Annotated in this window: 19 protein-coding genes; 4 read left to right on the top strand and 15 right to left on the bottom strand. The window is 66.8% G+C overall.

What is annotated here, in order from left to right:
• Positions 1 to 17: 17 nt before the first annotated feature.
• Complete coding sequence (gene ntrC, locus ABNK63_RS00500) at positions 18 to 1397, bottom strand: nitrogen regulation protein NR(I) (protein ID WP_350016360.1); 1380 nt, start codon at positions 1395 to 1397, stop codon at positions 18 to 20.
• 660 nt (positions 1398 to 2057) lie between these two features.
• On the bottom strand, positions 2058 to 3065 hold the full coding sequence (locus tag ABNK63_RS00495; protein WP_350016359.1) for an ATP-binding protein: 1008 nt from the start codon (positions 3063 to 3065) through the stop codon (positions 2058 to 2060).
• A 118-nt stretch (positions 3066 to 3183) separates the two neighbouring features.
• On the opposite strand from ABNK63_RS00495, the gene ABNK63_RS00490 reads away from it, so the two are divergent.
• Positions 3184 to 4464 carry a M20 family metallopeptidase gene (locus ABNK63_RS00490; protein WP_350016358.1) on the top strand — a complete coding sequence of 427 codons (1281 nt, stop codon included), beginning with the start codon at positions 3184 to 3186 and terminating at the stop codon, positions 4462 to 4464.
• 17 nt (positions 4465 to 4481) lie between these two features.
• Here the strand turns inward: ABNK63_RS00490 and ygiD are convergent, their stop codons facing one another.
• Positions 4482 to 5279, bottom strand: coding sequence for a 4,5-DOPA dioxygenase extradiol (ygiD, locus tag ABNK63_RS00485; RefSeq protein ID WP_350016357.1), 798 nt, complete (start codon positions 5277 to 5279; stop codon positions 4482 to 4484).
• A 118-nt stretch (positions 5280 to 5397) separates the two neighbouring features.
• On the opposite strand from ygiD, the gene ABNK63_RS00480 reads away from it, so the two are divergent.
• Positions 5398 to 6009, top strand: a complete 612-nt coding sequence (locus ABNK63_RS00480) for an NAD(P)-dependent oxidoreductase (RefSeq protein ID WP_350016356.1) — start codon at positions 5398 to 5400, stop codon at positions 6007 to 6009.
• A gap of 76 nt (positions 6010 to 6085) precedes the next feature.
• Positions 6086 to 8296 carry a family 20 glycosylhydrolase gene (locus ABNK63_RS00475; protein WP_350016355.1) on the top strand — a complete coding sequence of 737 codons (2211 nt, stop codon included), beginning with the start codon at positions 6086 to 6088 and terminating at the stop codon, positions 8294 to 8296.
• A 590-nt stretch (positions 8297 to 8886) separates the two neighbouring features.
• Here the strand turns inward: ABNK63_RS00475 and ABNK63_RS00470 are convergent.
• From ABNK63_RS00470 to ABNK63_RS00430, 9 genes are all read right to left on the bottom strand, one after another.
• Entirely contained in the window at positions 8887 to 9726 is an 840-nt protein-coding gene (locus ABNK63_RS00470; RefSeq protein ID WP_350016354.1) for a hypothetical protein, read from the bottom strand.
• Positions 9727 to 10081: 355 nt separating this feature from the next.
• Positions 10082 to 10762, bottom strand: a complete 681-nt coding sequence (locus tag ABNK63_RS00465) for a hypothetical protein (RefSeq protein WP_350016353.1) — start codon at positions 10760 to 10762, stop codon at positions 10082 to 10084.
• Positions 10763 to 11014: 252 nt separating this feature from the next.
• Positions 11015 to 11275, bottom strand: coding sequence for a hypothetical protein (locus ABNK63_RS00460; RefSeq protein ID WP_350016352.1), 261 nt, complete (start codon positions 11273 to 11275; stop codon positions 11015 to 11017).
• 410 nt (positions 11276 to 11685) lie between these two features.
• Positions 11686 to 12531 (bottom strand): sulfotransferase, encoded by an 846-nt coding sequence (locus ABNK63_RS00455; RefSeq protein ID WP_350016351.1) that lies wholly within the window; start codon positions 12529 to 12531, stop codon positions 11686 to 11688.
• An 82-nt stretch (positions 12532 to 12613) separates the two neighbouring features.
• Positions 12614 to 13621 (bottom strand): LacI family DNA-binding transcriptional regulator, encoded by a 1008-nt coding sequence (locus ABNK63_RS00450; protein WP_007809674.1) that lies wholly within the window; start codon positions 13619 to 13621, stop codon positions 12614 to 12616.
• Positions 13622 to 13637: 16 nt separating this feature from the next.
• Positions 13638 to 16358 (bottom strand): sugar-binding domain-containing protein, encoded by a 2721-nt coding sequence (locus tag ABNK63_RS00445; protein ID WP_350016350.1) that lies wholly within the window; start codon positions 16356 to 16358, stop codon positions 13638 to 13640.
• A 4-nt stretch (positions 16359 to 16362) separates the two neighbouring features.
• Complete coding sequence (locus ABNK63_RS00440) at positions 16363 to 17748, bottom strand: APC family permease (RefSeq protein ID WP_007809678.1); 1386 nt, start codon at positions 17746 to 17748, stop codon at positions 16363 to 16365.
• Between the two features lie 161 nt (positions 17749 to 17909).
• Positions 17910 to 21110: a TonB-dependent receptor gene (locus tag ABNK63_RS00435; RefSeq protein WP_040673541.1), complete on the bottom strand. Its 3201-nt coding sequence runs from the start codon at positions 21108 to 21110 to the stop codon at positions 17910 to 17912.
• Positions 21111 to 21115: 5 nt separating this feature from the next.
• Positions 21116 to 22165: a glucokinase gene (locus tag ABNK63_RS00430; protein WP_350016349.1), complete on the bottom strand. Its 1050-nt coding sequence runs from the start codon at positions 22163 to 22165 to the stop codon at positions 21116 to 21118.
• Positions 22166 to 22618: 453 nt separating this feature from the next.
• Between ABNK63_RS00430 and ABNK63_RS00425 the strand changes: the two genes are divergently transcribed.
• On the top strand, positions 22619 to 23584 hold the full coding sequence (locus ABNK63_RS00425) for an NAD(P)-dependent oxidoreductase (protein ID WP_350016348.1): 966 nt from the start codon (positions 22619 to 22621) through the stop codon (positions 23582 to 23584).
• A 110-nt stretch (positions 23585 to 23694) separates the two neighbouring features.
• On the opposite strand, the gene glnA is transcribed toward ABNK63_RS00425, so the two are convergent.
• The 3 genes from glnA to ABNK63_RS00410 all read right to left on the bottom strand — a co-directional run bounded on the left by glnA (position 23695) and on the right by ABNK63_RS00410 (position 26977).
• A complete protein-coding gene (gene glnA / locus ABNK63_RS00420; protein ID WP_007809686.1) occupies positions 23695 to 25104 on the bottom strand; it encodes a type I glutamate--ammonia ligase in 1410 nt (469 codons plus the stop codon).
• A gap of 185 nt (positions 25105 to 25289) precedes the next feature.
• Positions 25290 to 26561 carry an ammonium transporter gene (locus ABNK63_RS00415; RefSeq protein WP_050981473.1) on the bottom strand — a complete coding sequence of 424 codons (1272 nt, stop codon included), beginning with the start codon at positions 26559 to 26561 and terminating at the stop codon, positions 25290 to 25292.
• 77 nt (positions 26562 to 26638) lie between these two features.
• Complete coding sequence (locus ABNK63_RS00410; RefSeq protein WP_007809690.1) at positions 26639 to 26977, bottom strand: P-II family nitrogen regulator; 339 nt, start codon at positions 26975 to 26977, stop codon at positions 26639 to 26641.
• Between the last annotated feature and the right edge of the window lies 1 nt (position 26978).

The raw sequence follows: 26978 nt of genomic DNA, 5'->3' as shown, positions 1-26978 counted from the left end.
CCCGTTCGGGACGCTGCTCAGCGCCGCCGCGTACGCGAAGCCCCCAGCTTGCGGGTCAGCGTATTGCGGCCCACGCCCAGCGCCTGCGCCGCGTTCTGCCGATGGCCTTCGTGCGCCTGCAGCGCGGCCTGCAGCAGGATCTGGTCGAGCGCCTCGCGGGCACGGGCGTGGATGTCCGCCTCGCCGTCGGCCAGCGCCTGCGTGGCCCATTCGCGCAGCGCGTCGGTCCATTCGCCACCACGGCTGCCGCCTTCCGGCGTGCCCAGGTCGGCCGGCAGGATTTCGCTGCCCGGCGCGATCACCGCCAGTCGGCGGCACAGGTTTTCCAGCTCGCGCACGTTGCCCGGATAGTCGCGCTGGGCGACCTGTTTCAGGGCCGCCTTCGAGAAGCGCTTCGGCGGCAATTTCAACTCCTGCGCGGTGGCGGCCAGGAAGTGCCGGGCCAGCAGCGCGATGTCGCCGCGACGGGTGCGCAGCGGCGGCAGTTCGATGCGCACCACGTCGAGCCGGTGCATCAGGTCGGCGCGGAACGCACCGGCGGCGACGCGCGCCGCCAGATCCTGGTGGGTGGCGGCGACGATGCGCACGTTGCAGCGGATCAGCTCGCGCCCGCCGACGCGATAGAACTCGCCGCCGGCCAGCACGCGCAGCAGCCGGGTTTGCAGCACCAGCGGCATGTCGCCGATCTCGTCGAGGAACAGCGTGCCGCCCTCGGCCTGCTCGAAGCGGCCGGCGACACGACGGGTGGCGCCGGTGAACGCGCCGGCCTCGTGGCCGAACAGCTCGCTCTCCAGCAACTCGCTGGGAATCGCCGCGGTGTTCAACGCCACGAAGGCCTGGTCGCGGCGCGCGCTTTCCTCGTGCAGCGCGCGGGCTACCAGTTCCTTGCCGGTGCCGGTTTCGCCGGTGACCAGCACGTTGAGGTCGCTGGCGGCGACGCGGCCGATCAGCCGGAACACCTCGCGCATCGGCGCGCTCTCGCCCAGCAGCGCATGACCGGGCGCGAGCGTGTGGGTGGCCGCCGCGGTGGGCGCCGCCACGCTGGCCAGGGCACGCTGCACCGAGGCCACCGCGTGATCGAGGTCGAACGGCTTGGCCAGGTAGTCGACCGCGCCGGCGCGATACGCCGCCGCCGTGGTGGCCACGTCGGTGTACGCGCTCATCACGATCACCGGACCGATGCCCTGCGCCTGCAGTTCGCCGAGCAGGCTCAGGCCGTCCTCGCCCGGCATGCGCACGTCGGTGAGCAGCAGCGCGGGACGTGCCGTCTGCAGCGCCGCGCGTACCGCGGCCACCTCGCCGAACTCGCGCACCGCCAGGCCCGCGTCGCGCAAGGCCTCGGCCAGCACGAAGCGCACGCCGCGGTCGTCGTCGAGGATCCAGATGTCTTGCGTCATGGCTTTACTCCGCCGCGGCTTTGCTCCTCCCCCTGCGTGCAGGGGACAAATCGGCAGGATTGCCGATTTGCACGGCGGCAGCCGCCCGGAGGGTGAGGGCCATGGATGGCCCGAATGCAGGTTGGGAGGGGGTTGCTCGGGCGGGCCGCGAAGATCAAGAGCTGACCCCACCCCAACCCTCCCCTGCTGCGCAGGGGAGGGAGCGGAGCGCGTGCGTCAGCCGTGCAGCGAGTCCGCCGTGCTCCTCCCCCTGCCTGGCAGGGGACAAATCGGCAGGATTGCCGATTTGCACGGCGGCAGCCGCCCGGAGGGTGAGGGCCATGGATGGCCCGAATGCAGGTTGGGAGGGGGTTGCTCGGGCGGGCCGCGAAGATCAAGGGCTGACCCCACCCCAACCCTCCCCGGCTGCGCAGGGGAGGGAGCAGGGCGCGTGCGTCAGCCGTGCAGCGAGTCCGCCGTGCTCCTCCCCCTGCCTGGCAGAGGACAAATCGGCAGGATTGCCGATTTGCACGGCGGCAGCCGCCCGGAGGGTGAGGGCCATGGATGGCCCGAATGCAGGTTGGGAGGGGGTTGCTCGGGCGGGCGAGGAAGATCAAGGGCTGACCCCACCCCAACCCTCCCCGGCTGCGCAGGGGAGGGAGTGGAGCGCGTGCGCGCGGGTCAGTCATGGGCGCGCTCCAGCGGCAGGTACAGCGAGAACACGGTGTGGCCGGGGCGGCTGGCGCAGCGCAGTTCGCCGCCGTGTTCGTGGGCGATCTCGCGCGACAGCGCCAGGCCCAGACCGGTGCCGTCGGCGCGGCCGGAGACCAGCGGCTGGAACAGGCTGTCGCGCAGCGCGGCGGGCACGCCGGCGCCGTCGTCGATCACGTCCACGCGCAAGGCCATGCGCAGCATCCGCTCGCCCACGCGCAGGCCGTGTTCGATCCGCGTGCGCAGGGTCAGCGTCTGCGCGCCGGCTTCCATCGCGTTGCGGGCCAGGTTCAGCAGCAGCTGTTGCAGGCGATCGGCGTCGCCCATCAGGTCGGGCACGCTGGGGTCGTAGTCGTGACACAGCCGGGGCGGCGCGGGTTCCGCCTGCAGCAGGTCGCACAGGCGTTCCAGCAAGCGGTGGATGTTGACCGGGCCGAGCTGGGGCGCGCCGTCGTGATGCAGCAGGCGATTGGCCAGCACGCCGAGGCGGTCGGCCTCGTCGATGATCAGCCCGGCCAGCGCGCGCAGGTCGTCGCTGTCGACCCGCCGCTGCAGCAGCTGCGCCGCGCCGCGCAGGCCGGCCAGCGGATTCTTCACCTCATGGGCGAAACCGCGCAGCGTGGCCGACAGCGGCGAGCTGCTCTCCACCGGCTCGGCCAGCGCGTGCACTTCCAGCAGCAGACCGTCGTCGAACGGCTGCACGGCGATGTCCGCGCTGAGCTGGCGACCGCTGGCCGCCGGCAGCGACACCCCGCGCCACTGCGCCGGCCGCTGTTCGGTCAGCACCCGCGCCGCCTGCGCCACCGCGCCGTCATCGCCCAGCAAGACCCCGAGCGGCTGCCCGAGCGGACTGCGCAAGCCCAGTTCCAGCCACTCGGTCAGCGCCGGATTGACCCAGCGCAGGCGCAGCTCCGCGTCGACCAGCACCAGCCCGGTCGCCATCTGCTCCGCCCACGTCCGCCACGCCAGTTCGTTCATTGCACCATCATGGACAATGTTTCGATTTGGTGCAACGCCGCAGATCCGCGTGTCGTCCTCACCTGCGATGGACCACCGTGGAGTAGCTTTACAACGATCGAATCACGGGACCCGGACCATGAACGAGAAGTCGACACCTGCCAGCGAATCCCTGCCCGGCAACCTGCAGGACCTGCTGCCGCAACTGGAAGCGCTGTACACCGACATCCACGCGCATCCCGAACTCTCGATGCAGGAGACCCGCACCGCGGGCCTGGCCGCCGAGCGCCTGCGCGCGGCCGGTTATGAGGTGACCACCGGGATCGGCAAGACCGGCGTGGTCGGCCTGCTGCGCAACGGCAACGGGCCGGTGGTGATGTTGCGTGCGGACATGGACGCGCTGCCCGTGGAGGAGGCCACCGGCGCGGCCTACGCAAGCAAGCTCACGGCAACGGACCACGCAGGCAACAGCGTGCCGGTGATGCACGCCTGCGGCCACGACATGCACGTCGCCTGGCTGGTCGGCGCCAGCACCTTGATGGCACAGACGCGGGACAGCTGGAACGGCACGCTGATGGCGGTGTTCCAGCCCGCGGAAGAGACCGCCGAAGGCGCCCAGGCGATGATCGACGACGGCCTGTTCCAGCGCTTTCCCAAGCCCGCCGTGGTGCTCGGCCAGCACGTGATGGTCGGTCCCGCCGGCGCGATCGGCGGGCGCAAGGGGGTGATCACCTCGGCTGCCGACAGCCTGCAGATCCGCCTGTTCGGCCGCGGCGCGCACGGTTCGATGCCGCAGGCGAGCATCGATCCGGTGGTGATGGCGGCGGCCACCGTGCTGCGCCTGCAGACCATCGTGGCGCGCGAGCTCTCGCCCACCGAGGCGGCGGTGCTCACCATCGGTTCGCTGCAGGCCGGCACCAAGGAAAACGTGATTCCCGACGAGGCGGTGATCAAGCTCAACGTGCGCACCTTCGACGAGGGCGTGCGTGCGCGCGTGCTCGCCGCGATCACCCGCATCGTCAACGCCGAGGCGGCGGCGTCGGGCGCGCCGCGCCCACCGGAGATCACCCCGCTGGACAACTACTCGCTGGTGAGCAACGACGAGGCGGCGACCACCACGGTGGCCGAGGCTTTCCGCCGGCACTTTGGCGCCGAACGCATCCACCAGACCGGGCCGACCTCGGCCAGCGAGGACTTCGGTTCGTTCGGCGCCGAGTGGTGCGCGCCCTCGGTGTTCTGGTTCGTCGGCGGCACCGACCCGGACACCTACGCGAAGGCGAAGGCGGAAAATCGCCTCAACGAGATCCCCACCAACCACAACCCCCGCTTCCTGCCGGTGCTGCATCCGACCCTGGAAACCGGCGTGCAGACGCTGATGGTGGCCGCGCGGGCGTGGCTGGCGAACGGGGCCGGCGACTGATCCCCGCGGCGGACGACTCAGCCGAACTGCACGCTCAGCATCGATATCGAGCCGCCGTCCATGCCCTCGACCGGGAATGTCACCGCATCGTCCTCGTCGCTGGCGCCGAGCACGTACAGCAGCGGCAGGTAGTGTTCCGGCGTGGGGATCGACAGTTCGGCATCGCGGCCCAGCGCGGGGTAATCCACCAGCGCGTGATGGTCGCCTTGGCGCATCAGCTCGCGCACCCTGGCCTCGAAGCGCAGCGCCCAGTCGAACGGCTCGGCCGGGTGGCGGCCCCAGGCATAGGCGTGCAGGTTGTGCACCACGTCGCCACTGCCGATCAGCAGGATGCCTTCGTCGCGCAGCGGCCGCAGCAATCGGCCCAGGCCGTAGTGGAACGCCGGCGGCTGCGACTCGTCGATGGACAGCTGCACCACCGGCACGTCGGCGTCGGGATAGACATGGCGCAGCACCGACCAGGTGCCGTGGTCCAGTCCCCACGAACGGTCCTCGCCCACGTCCAGCGGCTGCAGCAGGTCGCGCACGCGGCGCACCAGGTCGAGGTCGCCCGGCGCCGGGTACTCCACCTCGAACAGTTCGCGCGGGAAGCCGCCGAAGTCGTGGATCGTGCGCGGCCTGGCCATCGCGGTGAGCAAGGTGGCCGGCAGGTACCAGTGCGCCGACACCGACAGCACCGCGCGCGGCCGCGGCAGGCGCTGGCCGATCGCGGCCCAGCCGCGGCTCCAGTCGTTCTCGTGCAGCGCGTTCATCGGATTGCCGTGGCCGAAGAAGATCGTCGGCAGTCGCCGCGGGGTATCGGGTTGTCCACTCATGTCAGCACTCCGCCGGAAGAAGATCGGTGTAACGCCCGACTTACATTCGCCGTGGCAGTCTGAGCCGACGCCCCGCGTCGTGGCAATGAACGACGTGTCACGCTTCCTGGAGGAACCCATGGACATCGCCCTGCTCGGCGTCAGCGGACGCGTCGGCTCGCGCCTGCTGGCCGAACTGCTGCACCGCGGCCATCGCGTCACCGGCATCGCCCGCGACACCGGCAAGCTGGCCGGCCAGCCGGGCCTGGTGCTGAAGAACGCCGACGCCGGCCAGCCCGCGCAACTGACGCCGCTGCTGGCCGGCCACGACGCGGTGGTCAGCGCGCTGAAGTTCGCCACCACCGACGCGGCCACCCTGATCGCGGCGGTGAAACAGGCCGGGGTCAAGCGATTGCTGGTGGTCGGCGGAGCCGCCACGCTGGAAGTGGCGCCGGGGCACATGCTGCTCGACGCGCCCGGCTTTCCCGCGGCCTACCGGCCCGAGGCCGAGGGCGGTCGCCGCTTCCTCGACACCTTGCGCGGCGAGCGCGACCTGGACTGGACCTTCCTGTCGCCGTCGGCCGAGTTCGTCCCCGGCGAGCGCACCGGCAAGTTCCGCGTGGGCAGCGACCAGCTGCTCAACGATGCCCATGGCAAGAGCTGGATCTCGATGGAGGACTACGCGATTGCCCTTGTCGATGAACTGGAAGCGCCGAAGCATTCGCGGCAACGCTTCACGGTGGGCTACTGACCGCTCGACAAACGAAGGGGGCGCAGATAATCCATTCCCCTTGATCACCCCGCCACCTTTGACCGGAACGTCGGCCATGCCCAGACACCTCGTCGCCCTGTTGCTGCTCGCCTTTCCGCTCTGCACTCAGGCAACGGCAACGGGGGTCATCCCGCAACCGGAACGGATCGAGGCAGGCCGCGGCAGCTTCGCACTGAGTCCGAACGTGCGCATCGTCGCGCCGGCCGATCGCCGCGCGCAGGAGATCGCGGCCTTCCTGCGCGACGGCATCCGCGAGGACAGCGGCATCGCGCTGCGGATCGGCGCAGCCACCCGGCAGCCGCGCATCGAACTGCGCACCGACCCTTCCGTGCAGGGTGAGGAGGCCTACCGGCTGAGCGTGACAACCCAGCGCATCGAGATCGCGGCGGCCGACGACCGCGGCCTGTTCTGGGGCGTGCAGACGCTGCGGCAACTGCTGCCGCCCGGGCATCACGCCAGCCTGTCGATCGCCGCCGTGCGCATCGACGACGCGCCGCGCTACGCCTGGCGTGGCGTGATGCTGGACGCGGCACGGCACTTCATTCCGGTGGCGCTGGTCAAGCAGCAGATCGACCTGCTCTCGCGCTACAAGCTCAACGTGCTGCACTGGCACCTCACCGACGACCAGGGCTGGCGCATCGAAATCCGCAAATACCCCAGGCTCACCAGCGTCGGCGCCTGGCGCACCGAGGCCGACGGCAGCCGCAGCGGCGGCTTCTACACCCGGCAGGACATTCGCGATGTCGTGGAGTACGCACGCCAGCGCAATGTGATGATCGTGCCGGAGATCGAGATGCCGGGGCATGCCTCGGCGGCGGTCGCGGCCTACCCGTCGCTGTCCTGCCCGCAGCAGCCGATCGAGGTGCCCGCGACCTGGGGCGTGTTCACCGACATCTACTGCGCCGGCGACGAGGCAAGCTTCACCTTCCTGCACGACGTGCTCAGTGAAGTGGCCGAGCTGTTCCCCGCGCCGTACATCCACATCGGCGGCGACGAGGTGCCCAAGCAGCAATGGGCGCAGAGCGCATCCTCGCAGCAGCGCATGCGCGACGAGCACCTGGCCGGCGTCGACGCCCTGCAGAGCTGGTTCATCCAGCGCATCCAGCGCGACCTCGAAGCGCGCGGCAAGACCCTGGTCGGCTGGGACGAGATCCTCGAAGGCGGCGCCGACCGCAACGCCATCGTGGAAATGTGGCGCGGCGACGCCGAGGCGGCCAAGGCCCTGGCCAACGGCAACCGGCTGATCGTCGCCGGGCCGTTCTACCTGGACACGCCGATCGAGGAACTCACCACGCAGGACATCTACCGCATCAACCCGTTCGCCTCGCCGGCTTTCGCGGGACACCAGGACCAGGTGCTCGGCGCCGAGGCGCCGCTGTGGAGCGAATACGTCACCCCGCGCAACCTGGAGGCGATGCTGTACCCGCGCGCGGTCGCGCTGGCCGAACGCCTGTGGAATCCCGACGCCAACGACTACGCCGACTTCCAGCAGCGACTGCGCGCGCAGTACCCGTGGCTGGACGCCCAGCACATTGCCTACGGCCCGGAAGACCGCGACCTGGTCGACTACAAGCTCGACTACAACCCGCTGCAACACCGCTGGCGCGTGCGCGCCGCACGCGGCTTCGACGACATCGCGCTGCACTACACCGTGGACGGCAGCGAGCCCACCGCACAGTCGCCCAGCTTCGGCGACGTGCTGGACCGCTACGTGCCGGCCACGCTCAAGGTAGCGCCGTTTCGCCACGGCGTGCCGTACCTGCCCAGCCAGACGTTCCAGGCCGTCGACAACAAGGCGCTGGGCAAGCCCGTCACCTACCTCACCGCGCCCGACCCGCACTACGCCGGTGCCGGCAGCCCGCTGGTCGACGGCGTGATCGGCGACGACAACTTCAACGACGGCCTGTGGATGGGCTGGCGCGGCAACGACCTCGACGCCACCATCGACCTGCTGCCCGCTACGCCGTTCCACCACATCCAGATGCGCTTCCTGCAGCAGAGCGGCTCATGGGCCCTGCTCCCGCGCCACGTCACCTATGCCGTGTCGGACGACGGCAAGACCTGGCGCACGCTGCAATCCACCCCGATCCCGGTGGACCCGAAGGACCTGCGCGCGATGATCCGCACCGTACGCTTCGACACCGCCACCCCGGTCACCGCCCGCTACCTGCGCGTCACCGCGCAGAACTACGGCATGCTGCCGCCGGGCCACGAGGGCGCGGGGAAGCCGGCGCATTTGTTCACTGACGAGATTCTCGTGCAGTGAAACTCACGAGCGACTTTCGTTCGCAGGTTCTGTCGGCGGGCGTCAGGGGAGTCGGATGACGAGCGAGGCAGGCGCCAGGTCGTTTCGATGCAGCGCCGGCACTGAAAGAGCCGAACGCGGCACCCGGGAGCCCCAGGCGCCGCGCGCCGGGAACCAGACGCCACACTGAAAGAGCCGGCCTTGGCACCCGGCGAGCCAAGCGCCGCAGGAAAAGAACCAAGCCTGGCACTCGCGGGAGCCAAGCTCCGCCGAAAAAGAGCCGCGCTCGGCTGGAAAAGACCCGGCGTCGGGACTCGGCGAGCCAGGCGCCCGTGGAAAGGAGTCGGGTTTGGTGCTGGGAGGATCGCGGGCGGGTCTTTCTTGTTGACTGACGACTATCGGGGTGAAGTTCACTTGCTACCGTGAGAAAGTGAACTTGGCCCTGATCTTGCGCTCGTGAGTTCTGGCAGTAGGCGTCAGGGGAATGGATGGGTAAGCGAGGCGGGCGCCAAAGCGTCTCAATGGCGGCTCCCGGCCAAGAGGCGACGTTCGTCCGCAACTTCGCTGGACCACTCAGGTGTCGGTTCCGTCCATCAATCGGTCATTCGGAGCTATTCGAAGATCGAAAGCCATCTTTTCCGCCGCAAAGTTGTGGGTTTGTCGGCTAAGAGGAAAGGGAAAAACTCTTCCAAATAAGGAATTGAAACAACCTGCTTACCGGTCGATACGTCTATTTCATGCGTTGCCATTCCTATCGCGTCGAAAACAGCGTAAAGGGGATGCAGAGCCTGTATAAGGATCCAGATCGCTAGTGGGCGCGCCGCTTTTATCTTATATGCGCGCCAATACACGTCAAACACGGTCATTGGGTGCCCGGTGCGATCCAGTTGATAGGTCCCCCCGGTGTTTCCCGGCATCTTGTCGAGTTGTTGCATCAGTTTGAGCGCTTGCGACTCAGACTTGCCAGCGGAGACCGAACCTTTGTACAAGTCGCTCGCTACATCCGCCCACTCATCAAGCGGACTATCCGTTTTCGCCCGGTCACTCAGGGTATTTAGGTTGTAGTACCGAGTGTGGACGGCGAAATTGCTCAGAAAGGACAGTACGAAAATAGCTTGTTTTTCAGGGCTGTAAAGGGGCAAGCCGTGCTTTTCCCTAGTAGACAATGCGCTGGCGTACAAGGCCAAAATATCGTGTCCATAGTCCCCCTTGAGTTGCTTCGGAGTGGGGGATACAAAATTGTTTTCCAGCATGTGTTGCGCGACGACGACAAGTTTTAGAAGCCTTTCTATGCCTATCGAAAGCTGAAAAAAAGCCGCATAAAACTGCCCGTCCTTGTTCGCGTTCGCCTCGGCTCTCAGCAAAAAGTCGAACCCCGAAAGCAACGCACTCTTCGCGAGATGCCCCTCTTGCGCTAGGAGGTGAAAAGACTTTCCGAAACGCAGGTCCATGTCTGATTCATTTAGCCGTGTTCTCACGACATACCTGTTTCGTGGGAATCCGAAGTTTGTGAGGACATCGTTTGATGTATTTGCAAGGTTAACCCGAAAGCCAGAGCAGGCACCGATATATTTAAATTGGACCGTGCGTCATGATTCTGTGCAATCAAATCGATGACCGATGTGTCTCAAAAGCCGCCAGTCTTATCGCGTAACATCGAACGTCCAAGAAGGGTCAAACTCTGCCCATCGCAGCTTGCTTGGCGTCATCGCGCCTGCGAGGTCTGTGATCGGCAAGGAGCAGACAGTCAACGCCTGAACTAAGCCGAGCCGCGTAGCGGCTTCGCCTTGATCTTTAGGGGCAGACTCATACGCGCGAGCTCAACTCACTAGCGAAGCGGTCTTTGAGCGCGCGAGCTGAGGCAACTATCGCTCTGCGCTTAGAAAAAGTACGAACATCTTTGAAACTCAAATTCTCCTGTTCCAGCTCGGAAGCTACTGATTGAAGAGCTCCCAGCAACTCTGCAAACTTCTGGCTCTCCGCATCAAGCTTCTTCAGCTCATCAAGCGCACGATCCACTATGCCCGCATAGGGTGCATTGGTCAGATCACCTGTCATTTTTGCGCGGAGTGTATGAGGTATTTCCCTTTCTATCACCGAATTAGCTGAGTGATAGAAGGAAAGAGCTAATTGATAAACCTCCCAAAATGTGTCTGTCTGAACCAGAGTTCTTAACCTGTGATGGGCAGGCCGTTGAAACTTTGACCCAGAGACATCTACGAATCCGAGAGCTAGCTGGCTCTGATCGAACTTGTCTTCGGAGTCGCGAAACTCTTTGAGGATATGTAAGCAGCGTGCCCAGTTGTGACCAAATGCGCCCGCCAAAGTCTCTATCTCAGCCGAGATGAGGTCGACAGAATTTTCGAGGTATCGTTGCTTTACCAACTCATATTCTTTCTGTCGAAAGTAGATCAACAGCCCGATCCAAGCGATTGCTAAGCCGACGAGAAGAGTAACTATGCCTCGGATAATTTCTTGACAGATCATGATGTGCCTATTGAGCCTCCTAAGTACCTAATAGACCGACCTGGGTCGGGTCATACATCTAGGGCATACCTCGACTCTGATCGTCCCACACCAAGCCCCTGCGTGTCGTCGGTCATTGACTCCGCGACCGGCAGCAATGGGTCGAAACCCGACGTTCACCTCGCCGATATCCGGTGAGCACCCCCTCGACAGCCGCCATCACCGCCCGCGATGGTTCGTTTCAATCCCGAGCCCGATGCCCAACCGCGGCTCCTAAACGATCGGCACCTGACTCACATTGTTCTTCGGATCCATCCAGAACGACTCGTTGACGAAGCGGCCGAAGATTTCGCGCGGCAGGATCGAGCTGCGCTCGATGGGTTCGACCTTCGGGCGCACGCTGTGCAATCCGGGCATCCCGACGCGCGCGTCGAACTCGTCCGCGCTGAAGGCGAGGCTTTCGAAGTCGTGTTCGAACCACGGTTCGCCGATGAACTGGTAGACCGCGCGCATCGCCGCCAGGGGGTTGCGCACCAGGCTCTCGTAGGTCAGCAGCAGCAGGTGGCCCGGAGCGTATTGGCCGTAGAAGTGACCTCAGGGTCAGGTCTTGTTTTGCCACATATGCCCGACTACTCGGGCAGGTTGCACTTCAGTGCCGTTGCTCTGACCGTTTGCCTTTGACCTTGGTCATCCCCCTTGTGAGGCGGTGAGCCGTGGACGACAGGCCCGCAGGGGCATCGGCATGACGCCGATGCCTTTTCGCCAGCACAGGGATGTGCTGTCGAAAAGCCCGGCCGCGGCTCACGGACTTGTCGGGCGCAGCCCGGCAAGCGCCGAGGAGGGTGGCCTTCTCTTTGGTGACTTTCTCTTGGCCACGCAAGAGAAAGCCACTCGGCCTCCGCAGGAGGACGAAACGCTCTTGCTCTATAAGCAGCAGGGTCGCGCTACACAATCGGCACCTGACTCACATTGTTCTTCGGATCCATCCAGAACGACTCGTTGACGAAGCGCCCAAAAATTTCGCGCGGCAGGATCGAGCTGCGCTCGATGGGTTCGACCTTCGGGCGCACGCTGTGCAGCCCGGGCATCCCGACGCGGGCGTCGAACTCGTCGGCGCTGAACGCCAGGTTTTCGAAGTCGTGCTCGAACCACGGTTCGCCGATGAACTGGTAGACCGCGCGCATCGCCGCCAGCGGGTTGCGCACCAGGCTTTCGTAGGTCAGCAGCAGCAGGTGGCCGGGGGCGTAATGGCCGTAGAACGCGTCCTTGGTCGCCTGGAAGGCGAAGCCCACCATGCCGCGCGGGTCGGTCAGCGCCTCGACGCGCGAGTACACCGTGGTGTTGGTGTCGAAGCGGAACACCTTGCTGACGCCGACCGGTTGCCGGCGCACCAGCCGCTCCATGCTGTCCAGCACCCAGGACAACTGGCGCACGCAGGCGATGACCTTCGCCTGCGGGAACAGCGTGCCGAGCAAGGGCATGCGGCTGCACCACAGCCGGCTGGTGTCGAACACCACGCCGGCGTCCGCCTGCTCGGCGTAGAAGTTCTCGACCAGGCCGCGCAGCATGGCGACGCGCTGCTCGTCGGAGACGTCGAAGGAGAAATCGTTCTTGCTGCTGGCTTCGGCGATCACCATGCCCATGATGTCGGCCAGCGGGCTGGTCATGCCGGCACGGAAGCGCGGGTTCTGGTTGAGGATGGCGGCCAGCAGCGTGCTGCCCGAGCGGGGCAGCCCGGAAATGAAGTGGAATTTCCGGGCCGGCGTGGCGGCATCGTGGGCGGCGGGCATGCAGGCACTCTCCTGTGGATCGATGACGGGTACGGCAGCAGCATACCCGGGCGGAACCGGCACGGATGCCAGCGCGGCGGGGCTATGCGGTGGGCGCCGTCGAGGCGCGAAGGCGCATCTGGTAATCGACCTCGACCATCGTGGCCTCGCCCTTGTTCAGCACGCGCCGCAGCAGTTCCTCGGTGGCGCGACGACCCATCTCGCGCACGGGTTGATGGACGGTGGTGAGCGGTGGCCACACCTGGGTCGCGATGGTGGTGTCGTCGAAGCCGCATATGGAGATGTCGCGCGGGATCGATACCCCCGCTTCCGCCGCTGCCCAGATCGCGCCGACGGCCATGTCGTCGTCGGCGGCGAAGACGGCGGTCGGCCGCCGCGGCAAGGCCAGCAGCTGGCGCATGGCCGCCACGCCGGACTCGAAGGAGAACCGGCCCTGCACCATGTAGGCGGGGTCTTCCTGCAGCCCGGCGCGCGCCAGGCCGTCGCGGTAGCCGGCCAGGCGCCAGATGCCGGCGCCGTGTTCGGGATCGCCGAGAATGTGCGCGATGCGTCGGTGGCCCAGCGCCACCAGGTGGTCCACCATCGCCGCGGCGGCTTCGCGCTCGCGCAGCATCACGCCGATGCAGCCTTCGGGGTGGCGCGGCGCGATCGAGGCGAACGGCACGCCGTTGCGCTGCAGGCAATCGAGCAACTGAGGGTGATCGGTGAGCGGCGGGGTCAGGATCAGCCCGTCGGGCCGTTGCCGCGACAGGATGTCCTCGACGCGCTCGACGAAGTCCGCCGCGGTGGACACCAGCGGCTGCACCATCATGCTGTAGTGCTGCGCCTCGCATGCCTCCAGCACGCCGGCCTGCACTTCCATGATGTAGCTGGGCGAACGGTTGTCGTACAGCAGGCCGATCATGAAGGAACGGTTGGTGGCCAGGCTGCGCGCCGAGGTGAGCGGCCGGTAGTTGAGCTGCGCGATCGCGGCAAGCACGCTCTGGCGCATGGACTGGCTGACGTTCGGGTCGTTGTTGAGCACCCGCGAGATGGTCTTCTTCGAGGTGCCGACGGCGCGGGCGACGTCGGTGATGGTCACGCGCGTCATGACGGTCTGGTCTTGTTCAAGGGCTCTGTTCCGGCGAAGCATGCTGGAGGACCACCGGAACGCTGCGGGCGGGCGCGTTCCATCCGCTCATTTCGATGACTGGCGTCGCCGTGCCCAGCCTCGCGTAGCGCGCGGTCAGGGTAATCGATTCGCCGGGCCACAGCGTCATGTCGTTGTCGCTCCACAGGATCGGCAGCACGGGTTCGCCGTCGGCAGACCGCTTGATCGACACGTGCTGGAACAGCGCCATCGCTTTCGACGACGGCGGCACCGTCAGCGTCACGCTGACCGCGTCTTGCGTGCCCTCGTGCTGCAGGGTGGCCCGCACTTCGGCGGTCGCGGTCGGCAGGGACTGCAGCGCGGTCAGGTCCGCGTAGTGCGTCACCGGCGTGAGATACCAGTTCGAATGCACCCAGTCGAGCGTGTCCGCCTGGGTGGAAAGCCAGTACACGTTGCGGCTGATCGGGCGGGCATCGGCGGAGGCCAGTTCAAGCTCGACGAAGTACGTCGGCGACAGCCCGGCCAGCGCCGGCAGCGTCGCCACCTGGCGCGTGCCGTTGCCGGCCAGGTCGAGGTCCTGCACGCGCTGCTCGTAACGCACGCTGCCGTCCAGGTTGCGCACGCGGATGCGCGCCTGCAGGCCGTGCTCGGCGGTCAGCGTCTGGTTGACCAGCACCACCGCGCGGGTGTCGTACGAGTACTGGATGTGCACCGGTTCGTTGGCCTTCTTGGCGCCGAAGTAGGCGCCGGCCGGATTCATGTAGTAGTCGTACAGGTGCCAGTGCAGCGACGGCCAGGCGTTGTTGAGCATCCAGTAGATCACCCCGGTCGAGGGGTTGGCCGCGTCGCGGTGCGCGTTGAATGCCTCGAACTGGGCGCGGACGTTGTCGTAGTTCTCCAGTTGCGCCTTGGCCACGTAGTCGGCGAGGCTCTTCGGTGCGCCGTAGCGCCTGGCCAGCGCGGTGGCGAACGGCGCGATGCTGGCGAAGGTCGACCAGTCCGCGGCGGCGTGGAACTGGCGCAGCTCGGGGTGCTTCCACAGGGCTTCCTGTTCCTGCGGCGACAGCATGCGGGCGAGGTCCTCCAGCCGCGGGATGTCGGCGCCGGCGCTGGTTTCGGAGTTGAAGCCGAACGCGCCGCCGAGCTGGTCGGCATACCAGTAGGAAGGCGGCACCCAGGCGTAGGGCCCGGTCATCTTCATGCCGGAGAGCCCCGTTTCGGCGGTGCCCTTGTCGGTGGCCACCGCGATGATCGGCCGCGCCCAGTCTTCGGCACGCAAGGTGTCGACGTACATCTTCGCGATGGGCGGTGGCGGCGGGTTGTCGCTGCCGATCAGGAAGCCGATCACCGACGGATGGTTGCGCAGCAGGCGCGCTTCGCTGGCCATCGAGGCTTGCGCCACCTTCAGATCGGCCGCGTCCCATGGCGCGCCGCCGGTCTTCGCGGCGGACTCCCATTTGTCGCAGCACTCCCAGCCGGCCAGGATCATGATGCCGTCGCGGTCGGCCAGCTCGTAGAAGCGCGCGCTTTCCAGCTTGCCTTCGCTGCGGATGGTGTTGAGCCCGAGGTTGCGGACGTAGCTGAACTCGGCCTCCATCCGGGCGGGATCGTCACGCAGGAACATGTCCGGCGCCCAGCCCGCGCCGCGGATCAGGATCGGCATGCCGTTGACGAGGAACTGGCGATAGCCCTGCTTCGTCAGCCTGGAGCTGACGCTGCGGATGCCGAACGTGGCGCCGGCCTGGTCGGACATGGTGCCGCCGACACTGGCGGCCAGCTGCAACGCGTACAGCGGCTGCGCACCCATGCCGGCAGGCCACCAGACCCTCGGATGATCGAGGTCGAGCGCGGGATCGGTTTTCGGGGTGAACGCGACGGTCTGCGTTTCGCCGGCGGCAAGATGGACGGTCCGATTCAGCGAAACGCCGGCCACCACGCCGCTGATCGTCGCCTCGTGCGCCACCGCGTCGAGGTTGCGCGCCTCCACCTTCACGGTCAGCGCGGCGTGGGCGAGATCGGGCAGCGACAGCGTCGGCGTCACGTGGGCAAAGCGCAGTTGCACCGGCCCGCTCTGCACGATGTCCACGCCGCGCCACGGGCCCATGTTGTTGTCCGGCGGGGTCGGGTTCCAGTCGACCCAGCCGATCGACAGGCTCCTGCGCGGATCGGCCGGATGCACCTGCAAGGCGACCACATTGGTGCCCGCATGCACCCAGCGCGTCACGTCGAACTCGTGCACGGGGTAGGCGCCGGCGACCGCGGCATGGTCGGCGACCAGATGCCCGTTCACCCACACGTCGGCGCTGGCGATGATGCCGTTGCTGCGCAGCAGGGTGTGCCGCCCATGCGTCGCCGCGGGCAGGGTGAACTCGCTGCGATACCACCAGGGGTTCACGAACACCGTGCCGCTGGCATCGGGCGCCTGCACCGCGCGCAGGTTGTCGCTGTAGAACACGTCCTTGTAGGTGTGGTTTTCCAGCAGCCCCGCCATCACCGTGGCGCGGCCGCTGACCGGGTACCAGCCCTGGGCGGAGAAGGCGGCGCTGGAAATCTCGGCGCCGCTTTCCTGCGCCTTGTCGCTGGCCTGGATCTGCCAACCGGCCACGGCGATGGTGGAACCGGCGCCACCCTCGGCCCGCGTGGGCGCGGCGGCGGTGCCGGCGCGAGCCGAAGGGGCAACCGCCGATGCGGCCAGGGCCAACATGATCATCAACACGGAAGTGGCCAGGATGCGCATGGCGTCAGTCCTTCTCCAGATAGGCTTCACGGATTTCCACGGGGGCGAACGGCCAGGAGTGATTCACCCTGGCCCAGATCGCGAACACCACCAGGCCGGCCACGATCCAGATGCCGGACAGGATCAGCGACAGGGTGGACGCCGACGCGTAGACGTAGACCCAGCCCGCCAGCGCGATCACGCACGGCACCGGATACAGCCATTGCCGGTACGGCCGGTGCAGCGTCGGCTGGCGCTTGCGCAGCACCACCAGCGCGGCGATCTGCGCGATGAACTGCACGATGATGGTCGCGGCCAGCAGCATGTTGATCACTTCGGCCAGGTCGAAGAAGGTGCCGATGGCGGTGATCACGCCCATGGTGAGCAGGGCCACGTGCGGAAACCCGTGCCTGGCGTGCAGCTTGCCGAACACCGACAGGAACACCTTTTCGTGCGCCGCCTGGAACGGCACGCGCGAGCCGCCGAGCAGGCCGGCGAACACCGAGGCGAACGCGGTCACGATGATGAGGATGGTCATCACCGCCGCCGCGCCGTGGCCCCAGCTGTGCTCCACCACCAGCGACGCGATCGATTTGGACTGCGCGATCTCCTGCCACGGCGCCACGCCGAGCACGCTGATGTTGAGGATGAGGTAGACGAACATCATCGCGATCACCGAGATGATGATCGAGCCGGGCATGGTGCGGCCCGGGTTGCGCAGCTCGTCGCCCATGTAGGCGGTGGTGAAGTAGCCGAGGTAGTCGTAGATGCCGATGATCAGCCCCGCGCCCAGGCCCACGAAGAACTTTCCGCCGAACATGCCTTGCGGATAGGTGAAGGCGTAGGCCGGGTGAAAATCCGAGAAGCCCGCCGCCGACACGCCGACGACCGAGAGCAGCATGATCACCCACAGCGCGATGGTGATCACGCGGATCGATTCGATCCGCCGGTACAGCAGCAGGGTGACCAGCGCGGTCGCCGCCAGGCTGACCAGGTGCACCGGCCACCAGCCCAGGTGCGGGAAGAAGAACCCGAGGTACTCGACCATGCCGATGATGCCGGTGGACATCAGCAAGGGGATCGTCAGCAGCACCGTCCAGATGAACAGGAACGGCATCAGCTTGCCGGTGCGGTACTGGAACGCTTCGCGCAGGTAGACGTAGGTGCCGCCGGAGCCGGGCATGGCGGCGCCCAGTTCCGCCCAGACCATGCCGTCGGCGATCGCCAGGATGGCGCCGACGATCCAGCCGATCACCGCCTGCGGCCCGCCCATGGTGGCGACCATGATCGGGATGGTGATGAACGGCCCGATGCCGCACATCTGGGTCATGTTGATCGCGGTGCCGGTGAACAGGCCGATCGAGCGATGGAAGCTGCTGCCGCGGGTGGATCGGGTGCTGTTGGCCTGCATGTCAACCCTGGCGTCGTCGGACGCGGCTCGATGGTGGGAGGAATGGTATCTGCGTGGCGCCGGCTTGCTGGTGCAGCCAGCAGCCTCGGCGGGATGGCCTCAATCGGGCCGCCTCCGCGCCCGTGCCGCGGCGGGCACGCACGCGGAGGCCCCTGCTGCGATCACCACTGGCCGCGGATGCCGACCATGAACATGCGTTCGGAGAAGTTCGAATGCGCCGGCTGGTCGGGCCACACCAGGTAGTAGCGCTGGTACTCGTTGGTGAGGTTGGTGCCGTCCACGAACAGCTCGGCCGACTTGGCGATCTTGTACGAGACCGAGGCGTCCAGATATTTCTGCGGCGCCTCGTACATCTCCATGCCGCTGATGCCGCCGACATCCTCCGACACGGCGCGCCGCGAACGGTAGTTGTAGGCGAGGCGGGCCTGGAAGCGGTCGTCCTGGTACCACAGGATGAAGTTGCCGGACTTGGTCGAATTGTCCTGGAACGGGATCTTGTGCCCGGCCAGGTCGGTGGCTCCGGAGTTGCTCGGCGCGTAGGTCGCGTTGATCTCCATGCCGGTCCGGGACAGGATGCCGGGCAGGAAGGTGAAGCCCTGGCGGTAGTCGAACTCCAGGCCGTGGATGCTGTTGCCGGTGCCCTGGATCGGTTCGCTGATCGTGACGCAATGATTGCGCACGACGCCGTCCTCGTCGGGCAGGGTGCAGTCGATGACGCTGCCGCTCTTGATGAAGCTCTGCACGTTGATGCGGAACAGCGCCAGGCTGAGCATGCTGGTGGGGTTGATGTAGTACTCGAGCGAGGCGTTGTAGTTCTTGGAGCGCCACGGGTCGAGGTTGGGGTTGCCACTGGAGCTGCCGGCCGCCACGCGGAACAGCGGGCCCTGCGGGGTTTCCACCAGCGAGTAGTTCAGCTGCAGTCCGCCGCCCCAGGTGCTGAGGTCGAGCGGCATCATGTTCTTGGAGAAGCCCAGGCGAAACTTCAGGCTGTCGGTGAGATCCAGCCCGAAGTTGGCCGCCGGCAGGTAGTCCTTGTAGCTGCGTTGCGTGAGCTGGCCGCCGATGTCGGCGGGTTCCGTGCCGTAGGCGCCCGGGTCGCCGCTGAGCCGCTGGGTGACGCCAAGGTTGGTGCGGATCACGCGCAGGCCGACGTTCGCGCTGTACGGCATGCTGCCCAGGCTGCCGTCGAAGTTGGCCTGCAGGTAGGCCGAGGTTTCCTTGATGCCCACCGCCCAGGTGCTGCCCGGCTCGCCCTGCCGCTGGGTCTGCGGATAAAGCGACTTCCAGTAGGCCTCGGGGTTGTCCATGGCATGCGGATCGATCGCCCAGAAGGTGATCCCCGAGCCGAGCAGGTTGCTGTACTTCTTCCAGTTGTCGGCCAGCGGTCCGGGCGTGTTCGGAATCTGCAAGGCCGAGATCGGGCCGGCACGGAAATAGCCCTGGTCGTTGCCGGCGGTGCACGCGCCGCTGTTCAACACCACGTCGGCGCCGACGTAACGCACCAGGCAGCCGTTCGGGTCGCTGGCGCCCATGCCGGCGTACACCGGCGTGACCAGCGTGTAGCCGATGTTGTCGGCATGCCGGATGCTGTTGCGCACGCCGAAATCCAGCTTGATGCCATTGTCGAAGTCGTAGTGCCCGTCGAGGCGAAGCACGTTGAGGGCGACCTTGCGGTCGTAGTCGCCGGAGGACTCCAGCGTCTTCATCGTCCAGCCGTTGGGATCGGCGAACTGGCTGGCCAGCGACGCGGGCAGGCCGACGGTCAGGTAGCGGCCACGCAGGTCGGCGGTGACCGGAACCGTATTCTGCGGCATGCCGTTGGCGTTGAAGACGCGGTTGCCGCCCAGCTGGTCGGGAAAGATGTAGGTACCCGGCGGCACGGCGTCATCGGGCACGCCGTCCATCAGCACGTTGGACCACAGGCCGCCATCGGAGTTGGAGATGTTGATGTCGGTCTCCACGTTCGACTGGCGCGCGGTGTCGTGGATGCCGCGCAGGCTTGCCGTAAAGGGGCCGCCGTCGTCGAAATCCAGCTGCATGTTGAAGTTTTTCGCGGTGGAGTCCTTGCGGATGATCTGCGAGAACGATTCCACGTCGCCCGGCCACTTTTGGTAGACCTGGGTGGTGTACAGGTGGGTGCCGTCCCAGCCCGGCTCGGGGGTGCCGTAGGAACCGGCCACCGGACTGCCGGTGTCGCGCGACTGCAGCGGCACGTAGGTCGCACCCTGCCAGTTGGTGGAGTTGATCTGGATGCCGACGTTGCGGTCGAACTGCTTCTGTTGTGCGTAGAAGTAGTCGCTGGTGAAGGTGAATCCGCCGCCCAGATCCATCTGGAACGAGGCGCTGCCCGACTTGCGCTTGCGCTGGGTGGTGATGTCGTACAGGCCGATGTTCTGGCTGCCCATGAACACGCCGTTGGATCTGCCGTCGCCGTTGACGTCGACGCTGCCGTCGGGGTTCTGCACGATCTGCGAGGGTATCGGCGCGCCGTTCCAGGGGGTCAGGAAGCCGTTGTAGCCGCCCGCACTGGCCGCGTTTTCACCGTTCAGGACCACGCCGTACTGGTCCAGCCCTTCGTTCGAATTGGATCGCGTGGTGTCGGAATAGTCGGCGGAAACCAGCAGGCCCCAGCGACCATCGGCGTTGTACGAAATGAGGCCGTTGGCTTCCGGCCCCCACTTGCTGCTGCTGCGCCCGCGCTCGCCGTTGGCGGAGTAACTGTAGGTGAAGCCGCTGGGCAGGTCCCACGGGCGATAGGTATGCAGGTCGAGCGCGCCGCTGATGCCGCCATCAGTGGTGCTGGCGGTGGGCGACTTGATCACGTCCACGCCATGGAACAGCGTGGCCGGCAGCATGGTGAAGTCGGGCTGTTGCGAGTCGATCTGGTCCGCCGTGATGAACGCCTCCCCGTTCAGCATGGTGCCCACCTCGGGCAGGCCGCGCACGTCCACCGTGGTGCCCACGCCGGCGTCGCGGTTGATCTGCACGCCGGTGACGCGTTGCAAGGCATCGGTGATCGTCACGTCGGGCAACTGGCCGATGCTTTCGGCGGTGATGCTGTCCTGGATGCTGGGCGCCTGGCGCTTCAGTTCGATCGCGCGCATCTGCGAGGCGCGCACGCCGACGACGTTGACGGTAGACAGCGCGACTGCATTCTTCGCGTCCTTGTCTGCCGCGGCGCCCTTCTTGCCGGGCTCGGCCTTGCCCGCATCGCGCGAGGGCGTTGCCGACGCGTCCTGCGGCGCGGCGGCGTCCACCGGCGCACCCGTGCGCGGTGATGCCGCTGCCGACGTCGCCACCGCCGCCAGCAGGGACATCGATACGGCCAGTGACAAGGGGTGTCTGCGATGTAGGGTGGACATGAGCCTTACCTCTTGGTTGATGCCTGTCGTACCGCACCGGGCACGCCACGCCTGAGATACCACTGGGCCGCCCCGAGCACGCCGTGGCGCCCGTGCTCCGTGACCCATACCGGAACCTGTGAAAGGAATGCGCGCACGCTGCGCCCGTGCAGGAACCGCTCTTCGAAGGCGCTGTGCTCGAGCAACGTGAACATGGAATGCAGGAAGCCACCGGCCAGGTACACGCCACCGGTGGCCATGAACGTCATCGCGAGGCTTCCGGCGAAACTTCCGAGCGACGCGCAAAAGACCTGCACGGCTTCCACGGCCTGCGCATCACTGCATGCCGCGGCCGCAGCGGTGACTTCCCCGGGTGTGGCGAGCGCCGGCGTTTCCCCGCGCAAGGCGCACAAGGCCGCATACGTGGCCAGCAGGCCGGGGCCCGACACGAGGCGCTCATACGCCACGTAGCCGCCGTGCGGCGCCAGCAAGGCCAGCACCTCGCGTTCACGGATCGAACCGGGTGCGAAATCCATCTGGCCGGCTTCGGTCGCCAGCACGTGGCCGCCTGCCGAAGCGGGCAAGCGCACCGCCGCGCCCAGGCCGGTTCCCGGCCCGATCACCAGCACCGGGCCATCGCTCGGGACCGTCGGTCCGCACAGGCGTCGGGAGCCACCGGTCGGGCCGTTGCCGAGCGCATGCCCCAGGGCCTCGAAGTCATTGAGGACGGCAACGTCGTCCAGCGCCAGCGCCTGGCGCAGCTGCGCCAGATGGATCGGCCAGGGCGAGTTGTCGTTCAGCACCTCGTCGTCCCTGACGTGGCCGGCGCAGGCGAGTACGCAGTGCCGCACGTCGGCTCCCGCGTCGCTGTCCACGAATGATTGCAGCAGCTCTGTCAGCCCGGCGAAGTCCGCGCAGGCGAGCTTGCGATAGGCCAGCACCTCAGGCTCGCGCCCCTCGCCACGGGGTGCCTGCATCAGCGCGACGCGGGCAAACGTCCCGCCCACGTCGGCCGCCAGAAATGGCATCGCCGGGACGCGCGCGGATAGCTCGGAATGATTGATCGCCAGGTCCACTGTGCCTCCCCGCACCGGAACGGCATCAGATTGGGATTCATTGTCACCGGTGTCAACTTGCACGACAGCACGCCGGTCCGCCAGGGAATATGACGAACAATCAATTGATTGATATAGCTTTTTGTCTTTGGTACGAGCCGGTATCCGGGTCGACGTGGTTGCGGCGCAGCATTTCACGCCCCGGAGCGCTTGAACCGCGCAAGCCGAGGTCACGCCGGCCGGGTCCCGCGTGCGGTGCCGGCCGCCGATGCGACTGGGGGTCGGCGCCCGCGGCGGGTGCGGGGACCGCGCTTCCGATGACCGCTGACGAGCCATCGTCGCCTCGCCGGCGCCCACCCGGACCAGCGAAGCAGCCCGCGATTGCGCGATGATCCAGCGGGCGCAGGCGGCCGCTGGCCGATCGGGGCGGCTCGACCGTGATGGCGCGACTCTGCCTGGCTGACTGGAGAACCCATGTCCCGAATCATCGTCATCGGAGGAAGCGGCCACATCGGCGCCTATCTGATCCCCGCGCTGGTGGAACAAGGACACGACGTGGTCAACGTCAGCCGCGGCCAATCCGGCAAGTACCGCCCGCACGCGGCCTGGCAATCGGTGGAACAGGTCACGCTCGACCGCACGGCCGAGGAGCGTTCGGGAACGTTCGCATCACGCATGGCCGGGCTGCGCCCGGACATCGTCGTCGACCTGATTTCGTTCGACCTGCCCGGCACGCAGAGCCTGGTGCATGCGCTGCGCGGGAAGGTCGAGCACTTCCTGCATTGCGGCACCATCTGGGTGTACGGCCACCAGCCGGCCATCCCGGTGGATGAAGGTGAACCCGTGAATCCGTTCGGCGAATACGGCATCAACAAGGCGGCCATCGAGACGTGGCTGCTGCATGAGTCCCGCCGCACCGGCTTCCCGGCCACGGTGTTTCGACCGGGCCACATCGTGGGGCCGGGCTGGGCACCGATTGGCCCCTGCGGCAACCTCGACGTCGAGGTGTTCTCGCGGATGGCGCGCGGCGAGGAGATCTCGCTGCCGAACTGCGGCCTGGAAACGCTCCACCACGTCCACGCGGACGACATCGCGCAATTTGTCATGCGGGCCATCGCCAACAGGCCGGCCTCCGTGGGCGAGACGTTCAACGTCGTCGCGGAGAAAGCGCTGAACCTGCGTGGCTACGCCGAGGCCATGTTCCGCTGGTTCGGCGTGGAGCCGAGGATCCGGTTCCAGCCTTTCGACGAATGGAAGGCCGGGCAGACCCGCGAGCAGGCGGAGCAGGCCTGGGAACACATCGCGCGAAGCCCGTGCATGTCGATGGAGAAGGCGCGCGGTCGGCTCGGTTACCAGCCACGCTACACCAGCCTGGCCGCCATCCAGGAGGCCGTCGCGGCCCTGATTGCCGCCGGCGCTGTCCAAGCCGGACCGCGCTGACGCGCGCCGGACACGAGCCCGACCGGGCCGTTGCAGAACGCCCGGGGGCGGTCGCGGAAATGACAACGGGCGCCCTGGCGCCCGTTGTCTTCACCGCATCGCCGACTCGCTCAGAGCGAGTAGTACATCTGGAATTCCAGCGGGTGGGTGCTGGCGCGGTACTTGGTGACTTCCTTCATCTTCACCTCGATGTAGGCGTCGATGAAGTCATCGGTGAACACGCCGCCGGCCTTCAGGAAGTCGCGGTCCTTGTCCAGCGCTTCCAGCGCGGCGTCCAAGCTGGAGCAGACCTGCGGGATGTTCTTCTCCTCTTCCGGCGGCAGGTCGTACAGGTCCTTGTCGGCCGGCGCGCCCGGGTCGATCTTGTTGATGATGCCGTCGAGGCCGGCCATCATCAGCGCGGTGAACACCAGGTAGCCGGAGTTCATCGGGTCGGGGAAGCGCACCTCGATGCGGCGGCCCTTGGGGCTGGCCACGTACGGGATGCGGCAGCTCGCCGAGCGGTTGCGCGCCGAGTACGCCAGCATCACCGGCGCCTCGAAACCCGGCACCAGGCGCTTGTAGCTGTTGGTGGTGGAGTTGGCGAACGCGTTGATCGCGCGGGCGTGCTTGAAGATGCCGCCGATGTACCACAGCGCGGTCTGCGACAGGCCGCCATACAGGTCGCCGGCGAACAGGTTCTCGCCGTTCTTGGCCAGCGACTGGTGCACGTGCATGCCGCTGCCGTTGTCGCCGACCAGCGGCTTGGGCATGAAGGTGACGGTCTTGCCGTTCTGGTGCGCCACGTTCTTGATGACGTACTTCATCGTCATCAGCTCGTCGGCCTTCTTCACCAGCGTGTTGAACTTCACGCCGATCTCGCACTGGCCCGCGTTGGCCACTTCGTGGTGATGCACTTCGACGGTCTGGCCCAGCGACTCCAGCACCTTGCACATGTCCGCGCGCAGGTCGCCCAGCGAGTCGACCGGGCTGACCGGGAAGTAGCCGCCCTTCACGCCCGGACGGTGGCCGGTGTTGCTGCCGTCGTACTTGTAGCGCGACGACCACGCTGCCTCTTCCGAGCCGATCTCGTAGAACACGCGGCCCGGGTCGTTCTGCCAGCGCACCGAGTCGAAGATGAAGAACTCGGGCTCGGGGCCGAAGAACGCGGTGTCGGCGATGCCGGTGGATTTCAGGAACGCCTCGCCGCGCTTGGCGATCGAGCGCGGGTCGCGGCCGTAGGCCTGCATCGTGCTGGGCTCCAGCACGTCGCAGTGCAGGATCAGCTGCACGTGCGCGCTGAACGGGTCGAGGTGGGCGGTGTCCGGGTCGGGCAGCAGGATCATGTCCGACTCGTTGATGCCCTTCCAGCCGGTGATCGAGGAACCGTCGAACATCTTGCCGTCCTCGAACGTTGACTCGTCGATCGCGTGGGCCGGGAAGGTGACGTGGTGGTGCACGCCGAGCATGTCGGCGAAACGGAAGTCGACGAACTCGACCTCGTGTTCCTGGATCAGGTCGAGCACTTTGTTGGCGGACATGGAGCAACCTCGGCGATGGATGATGGACGGAGTTGAGCAAGCCCCGTGCCAATGGCCGGAATCCTTGCGGGACAAGGCCTGGCGGGCTTTCCTGGGGTTCCGGGCGTAGCCGGATGCGGCATATTGGTGCAACAGCCATGGGCCGTTGCACCAATACTGACACTCATCCGGGCCGACCGGCCAGTTCAGACATCGTAGGCGCTTTCGCCATGGGTGGTGATGTCCAGCCCCTCACGCTCGGCATCGCCGGAGACGCGCAGGCCGAACACGGCCTTGACCGCGAACCAGGCCAGTACCGAGACCAGCCCGCTCCACGCCAAGGTGATGCCCACGCCCAGCGCCTGCACGCCGAGCTGGTGGGCGATCGAAAAACCCGCCGCGCCGGTGCCGCCCAGCGCCGGTGCGGTGAACACGCCGGTCAGCAGTGCGCCCACGATGCCGCCGATGCCGTGCACGCCGAACACGTCCAGCGCATCGTCCGCCCGCAACAGGCGCTTCAGGCCGGTGACGCCCCACACGCAGCAGACGCTGGCCAGCGCCCCGATCACGATCGCGCCCATCGGGCCCACCGTGCCGCAGGCCGGCGTGATGCCGACCAGCCCGGCCACCGCACCGGAGGCGCCACCGACCATCGACGCGTGGCCGCGCAGGATCGCCTCCACCGCCAGCCACGCCAGCACCGCCGCCGCCGCGGCCAGCAGGGTATTGATGAAAGCCAGTGCCGCGCCCGCGTTCGACTCCAGGTTGGAGCCGGCGTTGAAGCCGAACCAGCCCACCCACAGCAGCGCCGCGCCGATCATGGTGAAGCTCACGTTGTGCGGCTTCATCGGCTCGCGGCCGAAACCCAGCCGCGGGCCGACCAGCCAGGCACCGACCAGACCGGCCACGCCCGCGTTGATGTGCACCACCGTGCCGCCGGCAAAATCCAGCGCGCCCTTCGCAAACAGATAGCCGTCCGGCCCGTACCAGACCATGTGCGCGATCGGCAGGTAGGCGAAGGTGAACCAGAGCGCCGCGAACAGCAGCACCGCGCGGAAGCGCATGCGCTCGGCGAACGAACCCACGATCAGCGCACCGGTGATGCCGGCGAAGGTGGCCTGGAATGCCACGAACACGTATTCCGGCAACGCCACGCCCGCGCTGAAGGTGGCGGCCAGCGTGTCCTTCGTGACGCCGTGCAGGAACAGCTTGTCGAAGTTGCCGATCAGCGCGCCGCCGCCGCTGAACGCGAGGCTGTAGCCGTAGGCCACCCACAGCAGCAGCAGCAGCGAGAACACCGTCATCACCTGCATCAGCACCGACAGCACGTTCTTCGAACGCACCAGGCCACCGTAGAACAGCGCCAGCCCCGGCACCGTCATCAGCAACACCAGCAAGGTGGAGGTGAGCATCCACGCCACATCGCCCTTGTCGACCACCGGCGCGGCGGTCTCGGCGTGCAGCAGCGGCGCGAACATGCACAACAGCAGGGGCAGGCCCGCGCGGATGAAGCGGAACAGCTCGAATTCTTTCATGGCAACCTCGCGTGGATGGTTCACAGGGCGTCGGCGTCGAGTTCGCCGGTGCGGATGCGGATCACCTGATCCACGCCGGTGATGAAGACCTTGCCGTCGCCGACATTGCCGGTACGTGCGGCTTGCTGGACCTCGTCCAGCACCGCGTCGAGCAGCTCGTCGGGAACCACCACCTCGACCTTGAGCTTGGGCAGGAAGTCGACGACGTACTCGGCGCCGCGATACAACTCGGTGTGACCCTTCTGGCGGCCGAAGCCGCGAACCTCGGTCACCGTGATGCCCGAGACGCCGACGCGCGCAAGCGCATCGCGAACCTCGTCGAGCTTGTACGGGCGGATGATGCTGGTGATCATTTTCATG

This window comes from Rhodanobacter sp. IGA1.0 (assembly GCF_040208325.1).
GTDB lineage: Bacteria > Pseudomonadota > Gammaproteobacteria > Xanthomonadales > Rhodanobacteraceae > Rhodanobacter > Rhodanobacter spathiphylli.
This window is presented reverse-complemented; position numbering and strand designations above follow the sequence as displayed.